Annotated in this window: 17 protein-coding genes; 15 read left to right on the top strand and 2 right to left on the bottom strand. The window is 39.1% G+C overall.

Annotated elements, in window-relative coordinates:
- Positions 1 to 91: 91 nt before the first annotated feature.
- Entirely contained in the window at positions 92 to 508 is a 417-nt protein-coding gene (locus ACQQ2I_RS14110) for a YslB family protein (protein ID WP_431027428.1), read from the bottom strand.
- A 268-nt stretch (positions 509 to 776) separates the two neighbouring features.
- On the opposite strand from ACQQ2I_RS14110, the gene ACQQ2I_RS14105 reads away from it, so the two are divergent.
- The 11 genes from ACQQ2I_RS14105 to ACQQ2I_RS14055 all read left to right on the top strand — a co-directional run bounded on the left by ACQQ2I_RS14105 (position 777) and on the right by ACQQ2I_RS14055 (position 8,564).
- Positions 777 to 1,394 carry a succinate dehydrogenase cytochrome b558 subunit gene (locus ACQQ2I_RS14105; protein WP_431027427.1) on the top strand — a complete coding sequence of 206 codons (618 nt, stop codon included), beginning with the start codon at positions 777 to 779 and terminating at the stop codon, positions 1,392 to 1,394.
- A 64-nt stretch (positions 1,395 to 1,458) separates the two neighbouring features.
- The gene (sdhA, locus tag ACQQ2I_RS14100) at positions 1,459 to 3,204 is read left to right on the top strand and encodes a succinate dehydrogenase flavoprotein subunit (RefSeq protein WP_431027426.1); all 1,746 of its coding nucleotides are present in this window, start codon (positions 1,459 to 1,461) and stop codon (positions 3,202 to 3,204) included.
- Positions 3,205 to 3,221: 17 nt separating this feature from the next.
- Positions 3,222 to 3,995 (top strand): succinate dehydrogenase iron-sulfur subunit, encoded by a 774-nt coding sequence (sdhB, locus tag ACQQ2I_RS14095; protein ID WP_431027424.1) that lies wholly within the window; start codon positions 3,222 to 3,224, stop codon positions 3,993 to 3,995.
- Positions 3,996 to 4,213: 218 nt separating this feature from the next.
- A complete protein-coding gene (locus tag ACQQ2I_RS14090) occupies positions 4,214 to 4,645 on the top strand; it encodes an acyl-CoA thioesterase (RefSeq protein WP_431027423.1) in 432 nt (143 codons plus the stop codon).
- 69 nt (positions 4,646 to 4,714) lie between these two features.
- On the top strand, positions 4,715 to 4,936 hold the full coding sequence (locus tag ACQQ2I_RS14085) for a helix-turn-helix domain-containing protein (protein ID WP_036156400.1): 222 nt from the start codon (positions 4,715 to 4,717) through the stop codon (positions 4,934 to 4,936).
- A gap of 74 nt (positions 4,937 to 5,010) precedes the next feature.
- On the top strand, positions 5,011 to 5,454 hold the full coding sequence (locus ACQQ2I_RS14080; RefSeq protein ID WP_431027422.1) for a MarR family winged helix-turn-helix transcriptional regulator: 444 nt from the start codon (positions 5,011 to 5,013) through the stop codon (positions 5,452 to 5,454).
- Positions 5,455 to 5,470: 16 nt separating this feature from the next.
- Positions 5,471 to 6,265 (top strand): glutamate racemase, encoded by a 795-nt coding sequence (gene racE, locus ACQQ2I_RS14075; RefSeq protein WP_431027421.1) that lies wholly within the window; start codon positions 5,471 to 5,473, stop codon positions 6,263 to 6,265.
- A 129-nt stretch (positions 6,266 to 6,394) separates the two neighbouring features.
- Positions 6,395 to 7,156, top strand: coding sequence for a ribonuclease PH (gene rph / locus ACQQ2I_RS14070; RefSeq protein WP_431027420.1), 762 nt, complete (start codon positions 6,395 to 6,397; stop codon positions 7,154 to 7,156).
- A complete protein-coding gene (locus tag ACQQ2I_RS14065; protein WP_431027419.1) occupies positions 7,153 to 7,743 on the top strand; it encodes an XTP/dITP diphosphatase in 591 nt (196 codons plus the stop codon). The genes rph and ACQQ2I_RS14065 overlap by 4 nt, the downstream gene beginning before the upstream one ends.
- Positions 7,744 to 7,766: 23 nt before the next feature.
- Complete coding sequence (locus ACQQ2I_RS14060; RefSeq protein WP_431027418.1) at positions 7,767 to 8,270, top strand: metallophosphoesterase; 504 nt, start codon at positions 7,767 to 7,769, stop codon at positions 8,268 to 8,270.
- Positions 8,271 to 8,417: 147 nt separating this feature from the next.
- Positions 8,418 to 8,564: a DUF2639 domain-containing protein gene (locus ACQQ2I_RS14055; RefSeq protein ID WP_431027417.1), complete on the top strand. Its 147-nt coding sequence runs from the start codon at positions 8,418 to 8,420 to the stop codon at positions 8,562 to 8,564.
- Between the two features lie 1,027 nt (positions 8,565 to 9,591).
- Here the strand turns inward: ACQQ2I_RS14055 and ACQQ2I_RS14050 are convergent.
- Entirely contained in the window at positions 9,592 to 10,308 is a 717-nt protein-coding gene (locus tag ACQQ2I_RS14050; RefSeq protein WP_431027416.1) for a GIY-YIG nuclease family protein, read from the bottom strand.
- Positions 10,309 to 10,948: 640 nt separating this feature from the next.
- On the opposite strand from ACQQ2I_RS14050, the gene ACQQ2I_RS14045 reads away from it, so the two are divergent.
- From ACQQ2I_RS14045 to ACQQ2I_RS14030, 4 genes are all read left to right on the top strand, one after another.
- Positions 10,949 to 12,127, top strand: a complete 1,179-nt coding sequence (locus ACQQ2I_RS14045) for a glycerate kinase family protein (protein WP_431027415.1) — start codon at positions 10,949 to 10,951, stop codon at positions 12,125 to 12,127.
- A 4-nt stretch (positions 12,128 to 12,131) separates the two neighbouring features.
- Positions 12,132 to 13,571, top strand: coding sequence for an SLC13 family permease (locus ACQQ2I_RS14040; RefSeq protein WP_431027414.1), 1,440 nt, complete (start codon positions 12,132 to 12,134; stop codon positions 13,569 to 13,571).
- Between the two features lie 349 nt (positions 13,572 to 13,920).
- The gene (locus ACQQ2I_RS14035; RefSeq protein ID WP_431027413.1) at positions 13,921 to 14,622 is read left to right on the top strand and encodes a response regulator transcription factor; all 702 of its coding nucleotides are present in this window, start codon (positions 13,921 to 13,923) and stop codon (positions 14,620 to 14,622) included.
- A 20-nt stretch (positions 14,623 to 14,642) separates the two neighbouring features.
- Positions 14,643 to 16,082: an ATP-binding protein gene (locus tag ACQQ2I_RS14030; protein ID WP_431027412.1), complete on the top strand. Its 1,440-nt coding sequence runs from the start codon at positions 14,643 to 14,645 to the stop codon at positions 16,080 to 16,082.
- Positions 16,083 to 16,132 lie beyond the last annotated feature (50 nt).

Genomic DNA, 16,132 nt, shown 5'->3' with positions numbered 1-16,132 from the left:
GCTATTTCAATTTACAGTAGGGAGTTCCTTCTATATAACGTGACATCTATTTCCAATTTGGTTGAATGCTGTTGTTGTTTTAACGAGTGAACTATTTAATAGGCTCTTTTAAGTCCCATTTCAGATTAAATGTCACAGTCCCGTGCTTGATATTTTTTTCCTCATAACATTCTGTTAAATAGCCGTTTAGTTTTTGTGTTTGCTCTGCTAAGAAACCAGCCTCGATTCGAAAACAGCGCTCTTCGAATTTTAAAATATCTGCATCTCCGTTTAGGAGAAATATGGCGGAATCCTTCCCTTCTTTTTCAAGCGATAATGATCCCCAACCAGCTTGTTTAAAAAAGCTTGCTGCTTCTCCCAGTGAAAAGAGGGGGAATTTCCGAGCGAGCTCTTTACCGGCCCAATAAAGAACCTCTTCTTCGTGTTTTCCTAAAACAGAACGCAATATATTATCGCGAATTAATTCATAGCCGAAAGTTGGAATCGTTTTCATATTGCTATCATTCATTTCCAAAACCCTACCTTAAATTTTCTTATTTTTTAGATTAATTATTAAGTAAATAAATTAATAATAGAAAAAATATACTTGAACGAGCTAAATTCAACTTTATTAGTGTGTGCTAAATGATAGAGAGTGCCTTGACGCTTGTATGGTGAGAGAGTACAATGGACATGTCATAATATTGTACCATGATGAAATATGCAGTCAATGTGTTACAAATTACAAAGTGTTGACAATTGGATGTGTATTTTAAGTACTAAGGGGGGTAACAATCTTGTCGAAAGATCGTGAGTTTTTATGGCGCCGCTTACACTCACTACTTGGGGTTATTCCAGTAGGTTTGTTCTTGGTGTTCCACTTATCACTGAACTTCACTGCTGTTGGCGGTGAAGAAGCCTACAATAATGCTACAGGAGCTATGGAATTAGTTCCGCATTCATTATTGTTATTAATGGAATGGGTTATTATTTACATCCCATTATTATTCCATGCATTCTACGGAATCTACATTGCATTTACTGCAACGAACAACACGAAGCGCTTTGGCACATTCCGTAACTGGGCGTTCCGTATCCAGCGTATCACTGGTATTTTCTTAGTTATTTTCATTGCATGGCACATCTTCCAAACGCGTGTTCAAAAAGCATTTGGAGCTGAAGTTAACTGGGATATGATGGCTGAAATCACAGACAACCCAGCGATGTTAGTCTTCTATATCGTAGGTATCTTATCTGCTACATTCCACTTAGCGAACGGTTTATGGTCGTTCTTAGTAAGCTGGGGTATTACGCAATCTCCATCATCTCAAAAAGTTGTTACTTACATTTCAATGATTTTCTTCGTTCTTTTATCAATCATCGGTGTAGTAGCAATCGTATCATTTGCAATTTAGTAGCTTAACTAGAGAAAAGCTACATATTCAATTTTTAGCAATGTTAGAGGAGTGAGAATCAATCATGGCAAAGAGCAAAGTAATTGTTGTCGGTGGCGGTCTTGCAGGCTTAATGGCAACGATTAAAGCTGCTGAAATTGGCACTGAAGTTGAATTATTCTCATTAGTTCCGGTAAAACGCTCACACTCTGTATGTGCGCAGGGCGGAATTAATGGCGCAGTTAATACAAAAGGTGAAGGGGATTCTCCGTGGATCCACTTTGACGATACAGTGTATGGTGGAGACTTCTTAGCGAACCAACCACCAGTTAAGGGAATGTGTGATGCAGCCCCTGGTATTATCCACTTAATGGACCGTATGGGCGTTATGTTCAACCGTACGCCAGAAGGACTACTTGACTTCCGACGTTTCGGTGGTACATTAATGCACCGTACAGCATTCTCAGGTGCAACAACTGGTCAACAGTTATTATATGCACTAGATGAGCAAGCTCGTGCTCACGAAGTAGCAGGTTTAGTAACAAAGTATGAGCACTGGGAATTCCTTGGTGCAGTACTTGATGACGAAGGCGTATGTCGTGGTATCGTAGCACAAGATTTAAGAACGGAAGAAATCCGTGCATTCCGTGGTGATGCAGTAATCATGGCTACTGGTGGTCCTGGTATCATCTTCGGTAAAACAACAAACTCTGTTATCAACACTGGTTCTGCAGCATCTATCGTATATCAACAAGGTGCTTCTTATTCAAACGGTGAAATGATTCAAATTCACCCAACAGCGATTCCTGGTGACGACAAAAACCGTCTAATGTCAGAATCGGCTCGTGGTGAAGGTGGTCGTGTATGGACGTATAAAGATGGTAAGCCATGGTACTTCTTAGAAGAAAAGTACCCAGCTTATGGTAACTTAGTACCACGTGATATCGCAACACGTGAAATTTTCGACGTATGTGTAAACCAAAAGCTTGGTATCAACGGCGAAAACATGGTATACCTAGATCTTTCACACAAAGATCCACATGAATTAGATATTAAACTTGGCGGTATTATCGAGATTTACGAAAAATTCGTAGGGGATGACCCACGTAAATTACCAATGAAAATCTTCCCAGCAGTTCACTACTCAATGGGTGGCTTATGGGTTGACTACGATCAAATGACAGAAATCCCAGGTCTATTTGCAGCTGGTGAGTGTGATTACTCACAACACGGTGCGAACCGTCTTGGTGCGAACTCATTACTTTCAGCGATTTACGGTGGTATGGTTGCAGGACCAAACGCTGTTAAATACATCAAAGGCCTTAAAAAGCATGCAGAAGACTTACCAGAGTCAATTTATGAAGCACGCGTAAAAGAAGAAACTGAGAAATGGGAAGCCATTCTTAAGATGGACGGAACAGAAAATGCTTACCTTCTACACAAAGAGCTTGGTGAGTGGATGACAGACAACATGACAGTAGTACGTCATAATGACCGTCTAGAAAAAACTTACGAAAAGCTTACTGAGTTACAACAACGTTGGGATAATATCAATATCAACGATACTCAAAAATGGTCTAACCAAGGTGCTCACTTCACGCGTCAGTTAAAGAACATGTTATACCTTGCTAAAGTTATGACAAAAGGTGCTTTACTACGTGACGAATCTCGTGGTGCGCACTACAAACCAGAGTTCCCAGAACGTGATGATGAGAACTTCTTAAAAACAACTATGGCTAAATTCGACCCAGCAACGGGCGAGCCAATTATTTCTTATCAAGAGGTAGACGTTTCGTTAATTCCACCACGTAAACGTGACTACTCAGCGTAAGGGGAGGAGACTTAAACATGGAGACAGCTAACACTGGCAGAATGGTAGATGTTGAGATCCTTCGTCAAGATACTGAAAACGGTTCAACTCGATGGGAGAAATTCCGCGTACCTTACCGTCACGGTATGAACGTAATCTCAATTTTAATGGAAATCCAAAGAAACCCTGTCACTGCAGACGGTAAAAAGACAACGCCTGTAGCATGGGATATGAACTGTCTTGAAGAAGTTTGTGGCGCATGTTCAATGATTATTAACGGTCGTCCACAACAATCTTGTTCTGCATTAGTAGATAAATTAACTCAACCAATTCGTTTAGAACCAATGGCGACTTTCCCAATAGTACGTGACTTACAGGTTGACCGTAGCCGTATGTTCAACGCACTTAAGAAAGTAAAAGCATGGGTGCCAATCGATGGTACGTATGATTTAGGTGAAGGTCCACGTATGCCAGAGCGCAAACGTCAATGGGCTTATGAATTATCTAAATGTATGACTTGTGGTGTATGTATGGAAGCATGTCCGAACGTATCTGAAAAAGCGGATTTCATCGGTCCAGCGCCATTATCACAAGTACGTTTATTCAATACGCATCCAACAGGAGCAATGAACAAAGACGAGCGCCTAGCTGCAATTATGGGCGACGGTGGTCTTGCGAACTGTGGTAACTCACAAAACTGTGTAGCGGCTTGTCCTAAAGGAATTCCTTTAACAACATCTATCGCTTCACTAAACCGTACAGCGACAGTTCAAATGTTCAAGAACTTCTTCGGTTCTGACCACATGGTTTAATACACAAAAACTGCTTAGAGGACAAACTTCTAAGCAGTTTTTTTGTTGTTGTACTATACTTCAACCTATGTCGCTTCAAATAAGGACGTGTTCAAAACTTTTATATGATAAATCCAATGAAGCGAATAATATCTTCTTCTATTTTATTTCGTGTTATAATGAATGGGTATTCATTCTTTGGGGTGGGATGAAAGAACAGATAAAGGGGAGGATGTATCATGAAAGCAAAATATATTGAAGATTTACAAGCATGGGAAAGTGAATTTGAATTTTCAGTTGAAGTACAAGTCCGATTTTCTGAAACGGATATGTTTGGGCATGTGAATAACACTGTTGTATTTACATATTTAGAATTTGCACGTATTGAATATTTAAAAGCAATTGATTTAATGGGTAAAGAAGGGAATATTCCAGTTGTTGCTGATCTTCAATGTGACTACGTGAGACAAATGTATTTCGGTGAAAAAATTGAAGTATATGTAAAAATTGCACAGATCGGATCAAGTTCGGTAGACATTCATTACTTAGGAAAGAACGAAAAAGGCGAGATTGTATTTACTGCGCGAGGCACAATTGTTCAAATGAATGTGCAAACGGGCAAGGGTGTACCATTTACAGAAAAAGAAAAGCAATTATTGCTCGGGAAATAGTGAAAAAGCCCTCACCTCATGCCGTTTCTAACATACTGTACAGGGAAGAGGATGGGAGGTTGTTGCTAAATGAGTAGCCAGCAGTCAGGTTTTCTACTTACAAAACGAGAACGTGAAATTTTCCAATTGCTGATTGAGGATTATTCCACGAAAGAGATTTCTGAGAAGCTACAAATTAGCGAGAAAACAGTGCGGAATCACATTTCTAATACAATTCAAAAACTAGGCGTTTCAAGCCGGACTCAAGCACTTGTTGAATTACTACGACTACAAGAATTGTCTTTAAACTGAATGCACACTTGCTATTTCAGCAAAAACAATTCAAAATAGACGTATGAATGTATTTTGAGGAGTGAATGGGTCACATGAATGACAGCAATAAACATAGCTTTGAATCAGTAGCTTCATTAGAAAAAGAATTACGTTATATTTCACACCTAATTAAGCAAAAAGGTCGTGAAATTTTAAGTAATTATACGATCACACCTCCGCAATTTGTGGCTTTGCAGTGGTTACATGAATTTGGGGATATGACAATTGGGGATTTATCGAACAAAATGTATTTAGCATTTAGTACGACGACAGATTTAGTTGATCGTATGGAGAAAAGTGAGCTAGTACAGCGTGTTCGAGATGAGCAAGATCGCCGAGTAGTACGCATTCATTTACTACCAGAAGGTGAGCGTATCATTGAGGAAGTAATTGAAAAACGTCAAAATTATTTGCGTGAGTTGCTAGAAAATTTCGAAGTAGCAGAAGCGCAAGAATTACTGCAATTATTACAAAAATTACATTTACTAATGAAATAGGATTGAGGCGGTACATGTGAATGCCCCGATTGGTGTTATTGATTCAGGTGTTGGTGGCTTAACAGTAGCAAAAGCGATTATGGAGCTTTTGCCAAATGAAACAATTTATTATATTGGCGACACAGCGCGTTGTCCATACGGTCCTCGCTCAAAGCAGGAAGTCCGTACATTTACGTGGCAAATGGCAAAGGCGCTAGAAAAAATGGATGTTAAAATGTTAGTGATTGCGTGTAACACAGCAACTGCTGTGGCACTAGAGAGCTTACAAAAAAATATGCCGTTTCCGGTACTTGGTGTTATTAATGCTGGTGCACGAGCGGCCATCAAAAAAACAAAGCGCAATGAAATCGTGGTTCTTGCAACAGAAGGGACTGTCAAAAGTGCAGCTTATGAGCAGGCCATCCATTCATTGAGCACAAAGGCGAAAGTAATTCCGCTTGCTTGTCCTACATTTGTTCCGCTTGTAGAAAGTGGAGAATATGAAGGACAGTTCTCTTATGATTTAGTCAAAAATGGGTTAAAGCCATTAGAGGATGAGCGGTTTGATACGGTTATTTTAGGTTGTACACATTACCCTATTTTGCAAAAGCAAATTGAGGCAGCGGTTGGACCGGAAGTGCATGTATTATCTTCAGCAGAGGAAACAGCACGTGATGCAGAGGCAATTCTAGCTTTTACACATAAGCTGCGTCAAGATACGTCCCCGCCAGAACATAAGTTTTTTGTGTCAGGTTCGGTACCGATTTTCCGCTCTATCGTGGAACGCTGGTTAGAAAAAGAAAACCTAGATATCCAACGTATAAAATTTTAACTTACACTCGGTCGATTCTTTTATCGATCGGGTTTTTTAGTTGCCCTCACGCGTTTTGAGGGAGTAGTGCCTTTCGAACATTTAGAAATTATGTTAAGATAAGTGCGCGAATATACGAGGAGGTCTACTATGACAAGACATGATAACCGAGCTGTGAATGAGTTACGTCCAGTTCAAATTGAAAAAAATTATTTAATGCATCCAGAGGGTTCTGTATTGATTACAGTCGGAAATACAAAAGTCATCTGTACAGCGACAATTGAAGAAAAAGTACCAGGATTCTTGCGTGGCCAAGGCAAAGGCTGGATTACGGCTGAATATTCAATGCTCCCGAGAGCGACTGCACAACGTACACAACGCGAATCATCTCGTGGTAAAGTGAACGGACGCACAATGGAAATTCAACGTTTAATCGGCCGAGCATTACGCGCCGTTGTGGATTTAGAAGCATTAGGTGAAAAAACAGTATGGATTGATTGCGATGTCATTCAAGCAGACGGTGGCACACGTACAGCATCAATTACCGGTGCATTTGTAGCGATGACACAAGCGATTGCTAAATTGGGTGAAGAAAAGCCATTTACAACATTCCCAGTTGTGGATTACCTTGCTGCGACAAGTGTAGGCATGATTGATGATATCGGTGCTGTACTAGATTTAAACTATGTAGAAGATGTGGATGCAGCGGTTGATATGAATATCGTTATGACAGGTGCTGGACGCTTTGTTGAATTACAAGGTACAGGTGAAGAAGCTACATTCTCACGTGCTGAACTGAACGAATTGCTCGCATTAGGTGAACAAGGGATTGCTCAGTTAATCGAAATGCAAAAAGAAGCATTAGGTGAAGCCTCTGCCCTTGTAGGAGCAAAGGGGGAAAGCGCACAATGAAGCAAGTAGTCATAGCAACAAAAAATAAAGGGAAAGCAAAAGATTTTGAAGCGTTATTTAGTCCCCTAGGCTATGAGGTTGTTACCATGTTTGATGTTGCACCGGATATGGAAATTGAAGAAACAGGTACAACATTTGAGGAAAATGCCGTGTTAAAGGCTGAGACACTTGCGAAGGCGTTACATACTATTGTGATAGCAGATGATTCAGGGCTTGCAGTAGATGCGTTAGATGGTGCGCCAGGCGTTTATTCTGCGCGCTATGCGGGTGATCACGACGATGAGGCAAATATCGTGAAAGTGCTTGAAAACTTAGCTGGTGTGCCTGAAGAAAAGCGTACAGCGCGCTTTATGTGTGCTTTAGCAATTGCTGGTCCGGAATTAGAAACAACGACTGTTTTTGGTACTTGTGAAGGCATTATTTTAGAAGAAAAGCGTGGAACAAATGGCTTTGGCTATGATCCGATTTTCTTTGTTCCTGAACTGAATCGTTCAATGGCCCAGTTAACACCAGAAGAGAAAGGGGCTATTTCCCATCGTGGAAATGCCATTCGCAAACTAGCAGACCTTTTACCAACTTTATTATAGTACGTCAGAAGGGGGATGTAGGGATGAAGTTATTAGTGATGAGTGATACACATGGGGATGCAGAAGTGATTAAGAAGGTTCGAGACTATCATCCACAAGTAGACGCGGTTGTACATTGCGGGGATAGTGAGCTGCCTTATGACCATGCTTATTTAGAAGGTGTCGAGCGTGTGCGCGGTAATTGTGACCGAACAGACGACCGATTCCCAAATGAAAAGGTGTTTGAACTAGGGGAAACAACTGTATTTGTCACACATGGTCATCTCTTTAACGTGAAATCATCCATCCTTTCTTTAATGTATCGTGCGAAGGAAGTAGGAGCAAATATTTGCTGCTTCGGTCATTCGCATCTATTAGGTGCAGAAATGGTTGACGATATTTTATTTATCAACCCTGGTAGCTTATTAAAGCCACGGGGGCGCGCGGAAAAAAGTTATGTCATCGTAACAATCGTTGATCACAGTTACACTGTGCAATGCTTTACTGATGATAGTGAATTATTGGAAACTATTGAATTTACACGATAATGTATGCTCCCTACAAAGCGTAGGGAGTTTTTTGTGGCGAAAAAAGTTGGAGTAAAGCGTAATGTAAATCATTCACCAGCATATGATAAATACGGAAAACGGCTTTGGTTTTTATGAGGGCCATCAAAAGTAAAAGGGGACTGGGGAATGCACAAATACTCTAAAGGCTGGTATGTGAAGGAATTGCGCACAAATGGTGTGAAAAAGCATCCACAATTTAGAACCCATCTAGGACTTTTCAGGACTGCAGAGTTACGGAATTTATACTTTCAACTAGTAGCAAAAGACGAATGAAATGAAACAAAAAATAGGTTAGAAGCTTTTGGGGAATTTCTAACCTGTTTTCTTATGAATTCATGTTTTAAAGATGAAAGAAGCAATAAAGTCCGCTTCTTTTTTGCTAATGCATCGAGTATCATTCTATGAAGTTGTCTCATTTAAAAAGTGTCGCATAGGTGCAGAATGATTATGCTTATTATAGACATAAGTGAATTATGTTGCAGTAAAGCGAGGCAAACCTTCCCTACATAGTAAAATTCATGTTGACTTTTTGATGTGAAGCACATATAATAAATATTGTCCTTCCTACTGGATTGAGTAGGAATTTAGACATGTCTCAGTAGCTCAGCAGGATAGAGCAACGGCCTTTAAGTAATAGGAGCCTTTATATGGAAAAGTAACATATAAAGTGGACGACACCGTATCGGTAAACCCTTAACAGATCATGCTGATGGCAATACCGAGGAAACGAGATTAGTCGAAGAGCAGTTAGCAGGTAGATTAGTCGTTGCCTTTTAGAAGGTGAGAGGTTCCGTAGAGACTGAACGTGTCGCACCTGAAATGGTGAAGTTACAGTCCAGACCAACAAACAATGATTACATTGGTAGTGAAAACTATAGTGGTAAGCTAAGCCGTCGGTCGGGGGTTCGAATCCCTCCTGGGACGTATCAAGGTTCAGATAGAAGAAGTTTGAACCAATTGAAAAGCGCTTCAAATCCGTTATTATCAAGGGTTTGAGGTGCTTTTTTGTTTTTTAGAATACGCTAAAAAAGATAGAAAATGAAATGTTTCTACACAAGAATGGTTTGTAGAAGACGGTATTTAGTAAGGTATTATGATGAATGCCTTTAATTTTAATTTTATTTACGATAATCAAAACAGCTTGTATTTGTTTCTGCATGTGCTTCACTAATCGATATTATAATTAAAATGCTTTTTAAATCAAGAAATAATAGTAATTTTCACAACGATGTGACTCATGGTATTTTAGTTAAAAGAAACGAAAAAACCTCTATTCTGAGGTTTTTTGATATACTTTCGATTACCATTCCTGAACATCGTCCAGATGCGGATGCAGTAGTGCGATGTCCGGTCTGCTGTTGATGAGTTCCAGCAGCTCGATTGGATAGTCCCCCGCCTGAATCTCCATCTTCTGGGCATCGGAAAGCTGGAACCATTCCCCGTTGAGCCGCTCCTTTTGGTAGGCCGTGTGGAACCACTTTTCGACGTCCAGTGGTACCTGCGTAGGGATGAGGTGTAGCACTTCGATGGCATAGGGTGATTTCGCCCCGAGGCCGTTTACCACACGTTTCATCGGATCGTTGGCCTTTCCAATCTTCACGTAGCCATTGCTACTCTCCTCAATGACATACACATACCCTGCGTCCATTTTCCCATACAACTCGTAGAACGACTCCTTCAATCGCTTCTTCCGGTTCCGGTCAGCCTTCGACAGATGGTGCTTTTCCAGACGTAGGACCTTGTTCAAGCAGTCTCGCATCTTCCCGACGATCTTCTTCTGCACGGCTGAATTGTAGCGGAGCAGCTCCTGCCGCCGCATCTCTGCTTGTTTCCTGCTCTCCTGCCGGATAAAGAAGATTAGGCTGGTGATAAGGGCACCTGCAAGGAAAGTCAGAACGGGGTGGTTGACAAAGAATTCCCACACTAACCGCCCGACAAAGAAAAGAATGAAGAGGAATGCTACTAGGGCGTAACCTTCACCTTTCTTTGGCCGTTTTGCTTTTTTTGCGATCGTCATCGACCCCCTTTTTCGTTATTGTATCCAGCGGTGTTGTGTTTTACTCGAGGCTGTGTCTTCGAATATGTTTTGTTGGGAATAACATTTTCTTGTCGAAGTTGGATGTCATTTGAATTGGATTGAAAGGTGTTACATTCGAAAGTTATGTATTGAAGGTCAAAACGGGATATGAAGATACTAAGAACACTGGTTGAATAATGTAAGGAAAAATAGAAAAAAGACATCGCGAGGATGTCTTTTTATCAGGCGGGTTAATCCCGTTAAATTTTATTTTTGAGAAAGTAGTTAGTTTAAAATGCCTTGGTTAAGACTTCGATGATTTTTTCAGTTGTTAGTAGCAGAAGTAAATGGTTCGTTCGTTAGATCTTTATTTAAGTGTAGTGTATTAAAAAATTATTCGTAACATTGGTTTTGAAAAATTGGAATTATAAAAGTGACTGATTAGGTGAGATAGCAGGCATAAAGGCAGGATAAATATTCACCCATTTTCTACATAACTTAAATGAAAAATTAGTAATACCAATGCTTTTTTATGTTCATAACGCCAATTTTTTCTAATCTTTTTCTAATGTAGCACTAAGATTCTACTCATACTCTTCTTTTATATTGAAAGTACTAAAAGATTAGAGGAGTGCTGAAAATGAAAGTTGTAATTGTACCGTCAGGATTTAAAGAATGTATGGATGCTGAAGAGGTGGCTTTGGCGATGGAACGAGGCGTGAGGCGTGTTGGTCCCTCAATGGAAGTGGACGTTATTCCGATGATTGATGGGGGAGAAGGGTTTGCGAAGACCATTGTTAATATAAAAGGTGGAACATTGATCGACAAAGAGGTCACTGGGCCAGTTGGTCAAAAAATTAAAAGCTTTTTTGGGATTTTCGAAGAGAATGGTAAACGAACAGCAGTAATTGAAATGGCAGCGGTTGCAGGCTTGAAGCTCGTGCCACAACGTCAACGAAACCCTTTGAAAACAACTACCTACGGGGTAGGGGAGTTAATCATTGCGGCACTCGATGCGGAGGTGGACAATATATTAATTGGCTGTGGGGACTCTGGGACATCCGATGGCGGAGCAGGAATGGCACAGGCATTAGGTGTTCAGTTTTTCGATATGCACAGTCAACACGTTGCAGTCAACGGTGGAGAAGATTTGATGGAGGTTGCCACGATAAATACGAGCAATGTAGATCCACGACTAAAAGAGGTTACGATAGAAGTAGCTTGCAATTGGACGAATGTTTTATGTGGGGAGAAAGGTGTTGCACATGTGTTTGGTCCACAAAAAGGAGCAACTCCAGAGCAGGTCGAACAATTGGCAACGGGATTAGAACATTATGCGACGTTAATCCAAGAAGCGGTCGGGATGGATGTTCGTTTATTGCCCGGTAGTGGGGCATCAGGTGGGCTTGGCGCAGGACTCGTCGCGTTTGCAGGGGCAAAATTATATCCAAGATTCGATATCATCATGAATTATATTAGTATAGAAGAAAAAATTTCAACAGCAGACATTGTATTCACAGCAGAAGGTAGTTTAGATTTTCAAACACCGAATGGCAAAATTCCATCAGAGGTAGCTCGTATTGCTAAACAGAATCATGTTCCAGTTATTGCGATTACGGGTACGATTGGAAAAGGCGCGGCCGTTAACTATGATGCTGGAATCGATGCTTTTAGCAGTATTATTCAAAAACCAACTTCCTTAGAAAATGCGATGAAAAAAGCACCAATTTGGATAGAAGAAAGTACCGAATCCGCTTTTAGGCAAGTTTCAATTGGCTTAGACATTGCAACAAAAATGTATTATAAGGAAAGTGTGTAAAGCAATGAGCACGAGGGTAGAGAAATTAAAAGCACAACCTAAATGGATGAATCAATTTTCTGGAAAGTTAAAAGCAATTATTGGTGTACATATCCTATTAGTAATCGTAATCATATCAATCAATGATTTGGACTACTCAGCAAAAATATCGTTATTTGCGTTCTTATCTGCAATGATTTTATGGGTAACAACGAAAATTCCAGCCGGATATGTCGCACTGTCGCTCATTATGTTCATTATCATCATGAAGGCAGAAGGACCAGAGCTGTTATACCATTCATTATCTGAGGAAGTTGTTTGGCTAATGGTAGGTTCTTTTATCATTGGTGAGGCGGTCAAACAATCTGGATTAGCTAGGCGATTAACTTTTTCAATTTTACAGAGGTCTAATAGTAAAAATAATATACTATTGAGCATGAGCACGGTATTATTTACATCCGCTTTTTTTGTCCCATCTACTTCTGGAAGAGCAGCTATAGCTATGCCGATTATCAATCATCTTGGTCAGAAATTTTCAGCAAATGAAAAAAGGGTGCTTGCTATTTTAGCACCCGTGATTATTTTAATGAGTACCTCTGCGACATTAATTGGCGCAGGTTCGCATCTAATTGGCATCAGTTTACTAGAAAGTACGGTCGGTGATTCGATCTCTTATATGGAGTGGTTTGTCTGGGGAGCCCCATTCGCTATGGTCATCACGCTTATTTCTTATGCCGTCATAAAATGGATGTTATGGCCGAAAGATGGCATGAGACAAATAGAAAACATACAAACGGAAGAGCAAGCCACGCAGAATAAAAAAATGAATAGCGAAGAAAAAAAGACATTGGTGTTACTCGTCATGTTGATTGTAGGTTGGATGACGGAAAGCATACATGGCTATGATATAGCATTTGTCACGATGTTTGGCGCAATTATCGTCATGCTTCCCAACTATGGAATCCTCAATTGGAAAACGGGCATGAAGTCCGTATCGTGGAATTTAATTGTATTTATTGCATCAGCGACTGCTCTAGGAAGAGTGTTAGTAGATACAGGTGTCGTTGCGTGGATTGAAAAAGAGATGCTGAGTGTATTGCAGTTATTTGTCCATGCACCGGAGTGGCTCATTGTTTTTATCATCTTGCTTGTAACGGTCACAAGTCATCTATATATTACATCACATACAACACGCGCCATTGTTTTTATCCCTAGTTTACTATTATTTAGCGAAACAATAGGGATTGACCCTACAACAGTCGTCTTTTTAAGCTTAATAGGCATGAACTATTGCGTGACCGTCCCTGTCAGCTCGAAAGCGTTATTGCTTTTTTATGAGGAGGGAGAAATTTCGTACGACGCAAAAAAACTAATAAAAATTAGTACGCTATTAATGCCACTTTATATATTCGTCATGATGTTGTTCTATTTCACGTATTGGCAGTGGACTGGGATGCAATTGTAAGGAGAATCACATATATGATTGAAACCTCAGCCTATACGAAATAGATTTATATCCGCTTTGCATTGCTTTTTGAATAATATTTTTCATCAGTAAAGTCCCTATGAAAGAAGTGTATTCGAGTTATACTTGAATACGCTTCTTTTTGTTTTGAAAAAACAATATATAAGTTAAACATAGACCTTAAAAAGGAGCATGTTGTGAAGCAGAGAGACTATAGCTAACTCCAAATTAGCTATAAAAATTACACCGTTAATTATTAGTTTTAATATAACAATTAAGGAAATAAAAGCATAAATGTGTAGGTTATCTTATAATGTTATTTGGATGTTAAAGGAAAGGATGGGGTTATTTGAGTAAGAAGGTTTTAATTATTGAAGACGAAAAAGATATTGCGAACATAGTAAAAGACTATTTGATTGTGTATCAGTTAACACCAATTGTTGCAGGTACGGGGAAAGAGGCTACTCGGTTATTTAGAGAAGAAAATCCAGATTTCATTATTTTAGATTTAACGCTACCAGACTGTGACGGTATCGAATTATGTCGTCAATTACGTGAAAATAGTAATGTGCCTATTCTTATTTTAAGTGCTAGAAGTAGCGATACAGATAAAGTTTTAGGGCTAGGCTTTGGTGCAGATGATTACATGACCAAACCGTTCTCTTTAAGTGAACTTGTTGCACGAATTAATGCACATCTACGTAAGCAAGATCGCTTGTTACAGCAGCAAGAAGACCAACATGACATCATTCAAGTGGACAAGATGAAAATCAATAAACTTGAATACACGTTTACACGAGATGAAAAAATGATTCAGTTATCCGGTAAAGAATTCGATTTATTATATTTTTTAATTAAACATCCGAATCAAGTATTTTCTAAACGTCAGTTATTAGATGCCATTTGGGGGTTCGAAGTATATGGCGATGAAAATACCATTACAGTTTATATGAGAAGGTTACGTGAAAAAATCGAAACAAATCCATCCAACCCAGTATATTTACAGACGGTATGGGGTGTAGGATATAAGTTCTGTACTAAACACAATTAAATGAGGAGTGATAAATATACATGTATTTAAAAGAATGGATGAAAAAGTGGATTTTAGTAACCCTTTCTACATTCTTGGTAATTATTGTCTGTTTCTTTTACATGATTGTCAATGATGCCAATAGAGAAGAATCTGAAACCGCTGTTGTCATTAATCAAATTCGCTTAACGATCAACGACTTATTAGTTTACATAGAACAACATTTCAATAAGCTAGAACAAAGCGCTGATATACAGCATGTACTTCAGGCAATGAGCATCGACAAAAAAGTAGATGTTTTAGTCGTACAACTTGATGGAAAAGTCCTTTATAATTCGTCCGGCGAGGAAATACCTGATTATATAAATAATAAGCTGGATCTTCATTATGATCTGTATACTGCCAAAAGGAAACCGAATCTATTTAAAATTTCTTTCCCCGTTGTTCATTCGGAAACTAATCATCAAGTGGGGAATGCGATCTTTACATTCGATTGGGATGTACTCTTTGCTAAAGAAGAGCAGAGTGCTTTTAATTTAGTGATACTATGTATGATTGGCTGCCTTTCAATCATATTATTGTCCTTATTTGTCCTTATTTTTTATAAAGTAAAAAAATCGGTATTAGTTCCGTTAGATCACTTGAAACATAGTGCGGAAGAAATTGTTAAAGGAAATTATGATAAAAAAAGTGACTTCAATAAGCTAGACGAGATTGGTAATCTGCATGCAGTTTTTGAACAAATGCGAATAGAGATTTTAACGCTTGATCAACAACGGAATGAACAAGAACAAAATTACAAAAAGTTAGTTTCTAATATTTCTCATGATATTAAAACGCCTCTTACAACGATTAGAGCTTATTTAGATGCTGTGGCTGATGGTATTTATAATGATTCAGAAACTTTTAAGGCATATGTTCAAACGATGCAAGCCAATACAGAAAAAATGTCGAGATTGCTAAATGATTTGTTTGCCCATTCATTAAATGAGTTAGGCCATATTCCTGTCAATTTGAAAGAGCAGTATAGCAGCAAAATACTTACTAAAATTATTGAACCCCTAAATCACTATGTACAAACGAAAGGGGTTCAGTTTATAGCACCTACACATATACCTAATGTCCTTGTAAAAGTGGATGAGTATCGGTTGGAGCAAGTCATTTCAAATCTCATTTCCAATGCACTAAAACACACCTCATTTGAAGATTCCATTGCGGTCTCTATTAAAGTGGATGAACAAATGCTAAAAATTGAAGTGATTGATACAGGACAAGGTATGTTGCCACAGGATATGCCCTTTATATTCGAGCGTTACTTCAGAGGTAGCCAACAAATAGAGAGACCTCTTACTGAAAATGATGGGGCAGGTCTCGGATTATCCATTTGTAAGCAGATTATGGAAGCACATAATGGGTCTATCTCATTCAAAAGTAGGCAGAATGAAGGGACAACTTTTACTCTCTCACTTCCGATTAGTTAAAAATGCTGTAATAATTTATTAATATTTCAATAAGGTGGTAGTAATAAATA

Origin of the sequence: Lysinibacillus sp. LZ02, from assembly GCF_050613145.1 — a bacterium.
Taxonomy (GTDB): Bacteria; Bacillota; Bacilli; order Bacillales_A; family Planococcaceae; genus Lysinibacillus_B.
The sequence above is the reverse complement of the archived record's forward strand: the minus strand, read 5'-3'. Positions and strand labels throughout refer to the sequence as shown.

Bases quoted from the DNA above. Each gene is read 5' to 3' on its own strand.
- ACQQ2I_RS14110 (WP_431027428.1), bottom strand. From the start codon at position 508: ATGAATGATAGCAATATGAAAACGATTCCAACTTTCGGCTATGAATTA.
- sdhA (WP_431027426.1), top strand. From the start codon at position 1,459: ATGGCAAAGAGCAAAGTAATTGTTGTCGGTGGCGGTCTTGCAGGCTTA.
- sdhB (WP_431027424.1), top strand. From the start codon at position 3,222: ATGGAGACAGCTAACACTGGCAGAATGGTAGATGTTGAGATCCTTCGT.
- ACQQ2I_RS14090 (WP_431027423.1), top strand. From the start codon at position 4,214: ATGAAAGCAAAATATATTGAAGATTTACAAGCATGGGAAAGTGAATTT.
- ACQQ2I_RS14085 (WP_036156400.1), top strand. From the start codon at position 4,715: ATGAGTAGCCAGCAGTCAGGTTTTCTACTTACAAAACGAGAACGTGAA.
- ACQQ2I_RS14080 (WP_431027422.1), top strand. From the start codon at position 5,011: ATGAATGACAGCAATAAACATAGCTTTGAATCAGTAGCTTCATTAGAA.
- rph (WP_431027420.1), top strand. From the start codon at position 6,395: ATGACAAGACATGATAACCGAGCTGTGAATGAGTTACGTCCAGTTCAA.
- ACQQ2I_RS14065 (WP_431027419.1), top strand. From the start codon at position 7,153: ATGAAGCAAGTAGTCATAGCAACAAAAAATAAAGGGAAAGCAAAAGAT.
- ACQQ2I_RS14060 (WP_431027418.1), top strand. From the start codon at position 7,767: ATGAAGTTATTAGTGATGAGTGATACACATGGGGATGCAGAAGTGATT.
- ACQQ2I_RS14055 (WP_431027417.1), top strand. From the start codon at position 8,418: ATGCACAAATACTCTAAAGGCTGGTATGTGAAGGAATTGCGCACAAAT.
- ACQQ2I_RS14050 (WP_431027416.1), bottom strand. From the start codon at position 10,308: ATGACGATCGCAAAAAAAGCAAAACGGCCAAAGAAAGGTGAAGGTTAC.
- ACQQ2I_RS14045 (WP_431027415.1), top strand. From the start codon at position 10,949: ATGAAAGTTGTAATTGTACCGTCAGGATTTAAAGAATGTATGGATGCT.
- ACQQ2I_RS14040 (WP_431027414.1), top strand. From the start codon at position 12,132: ATGAGCACGAGGGTAGAGAAATTAAAAGCACAACCTAAATGGATGAAT.
- ACQQ2I_RS14030 (WP_431027412.1), top strand. From the start codon at position 14,643: ATGTATTTAAAAGAATGGATGAAAAAGTGGATTTTAGTAACCCTTTCT.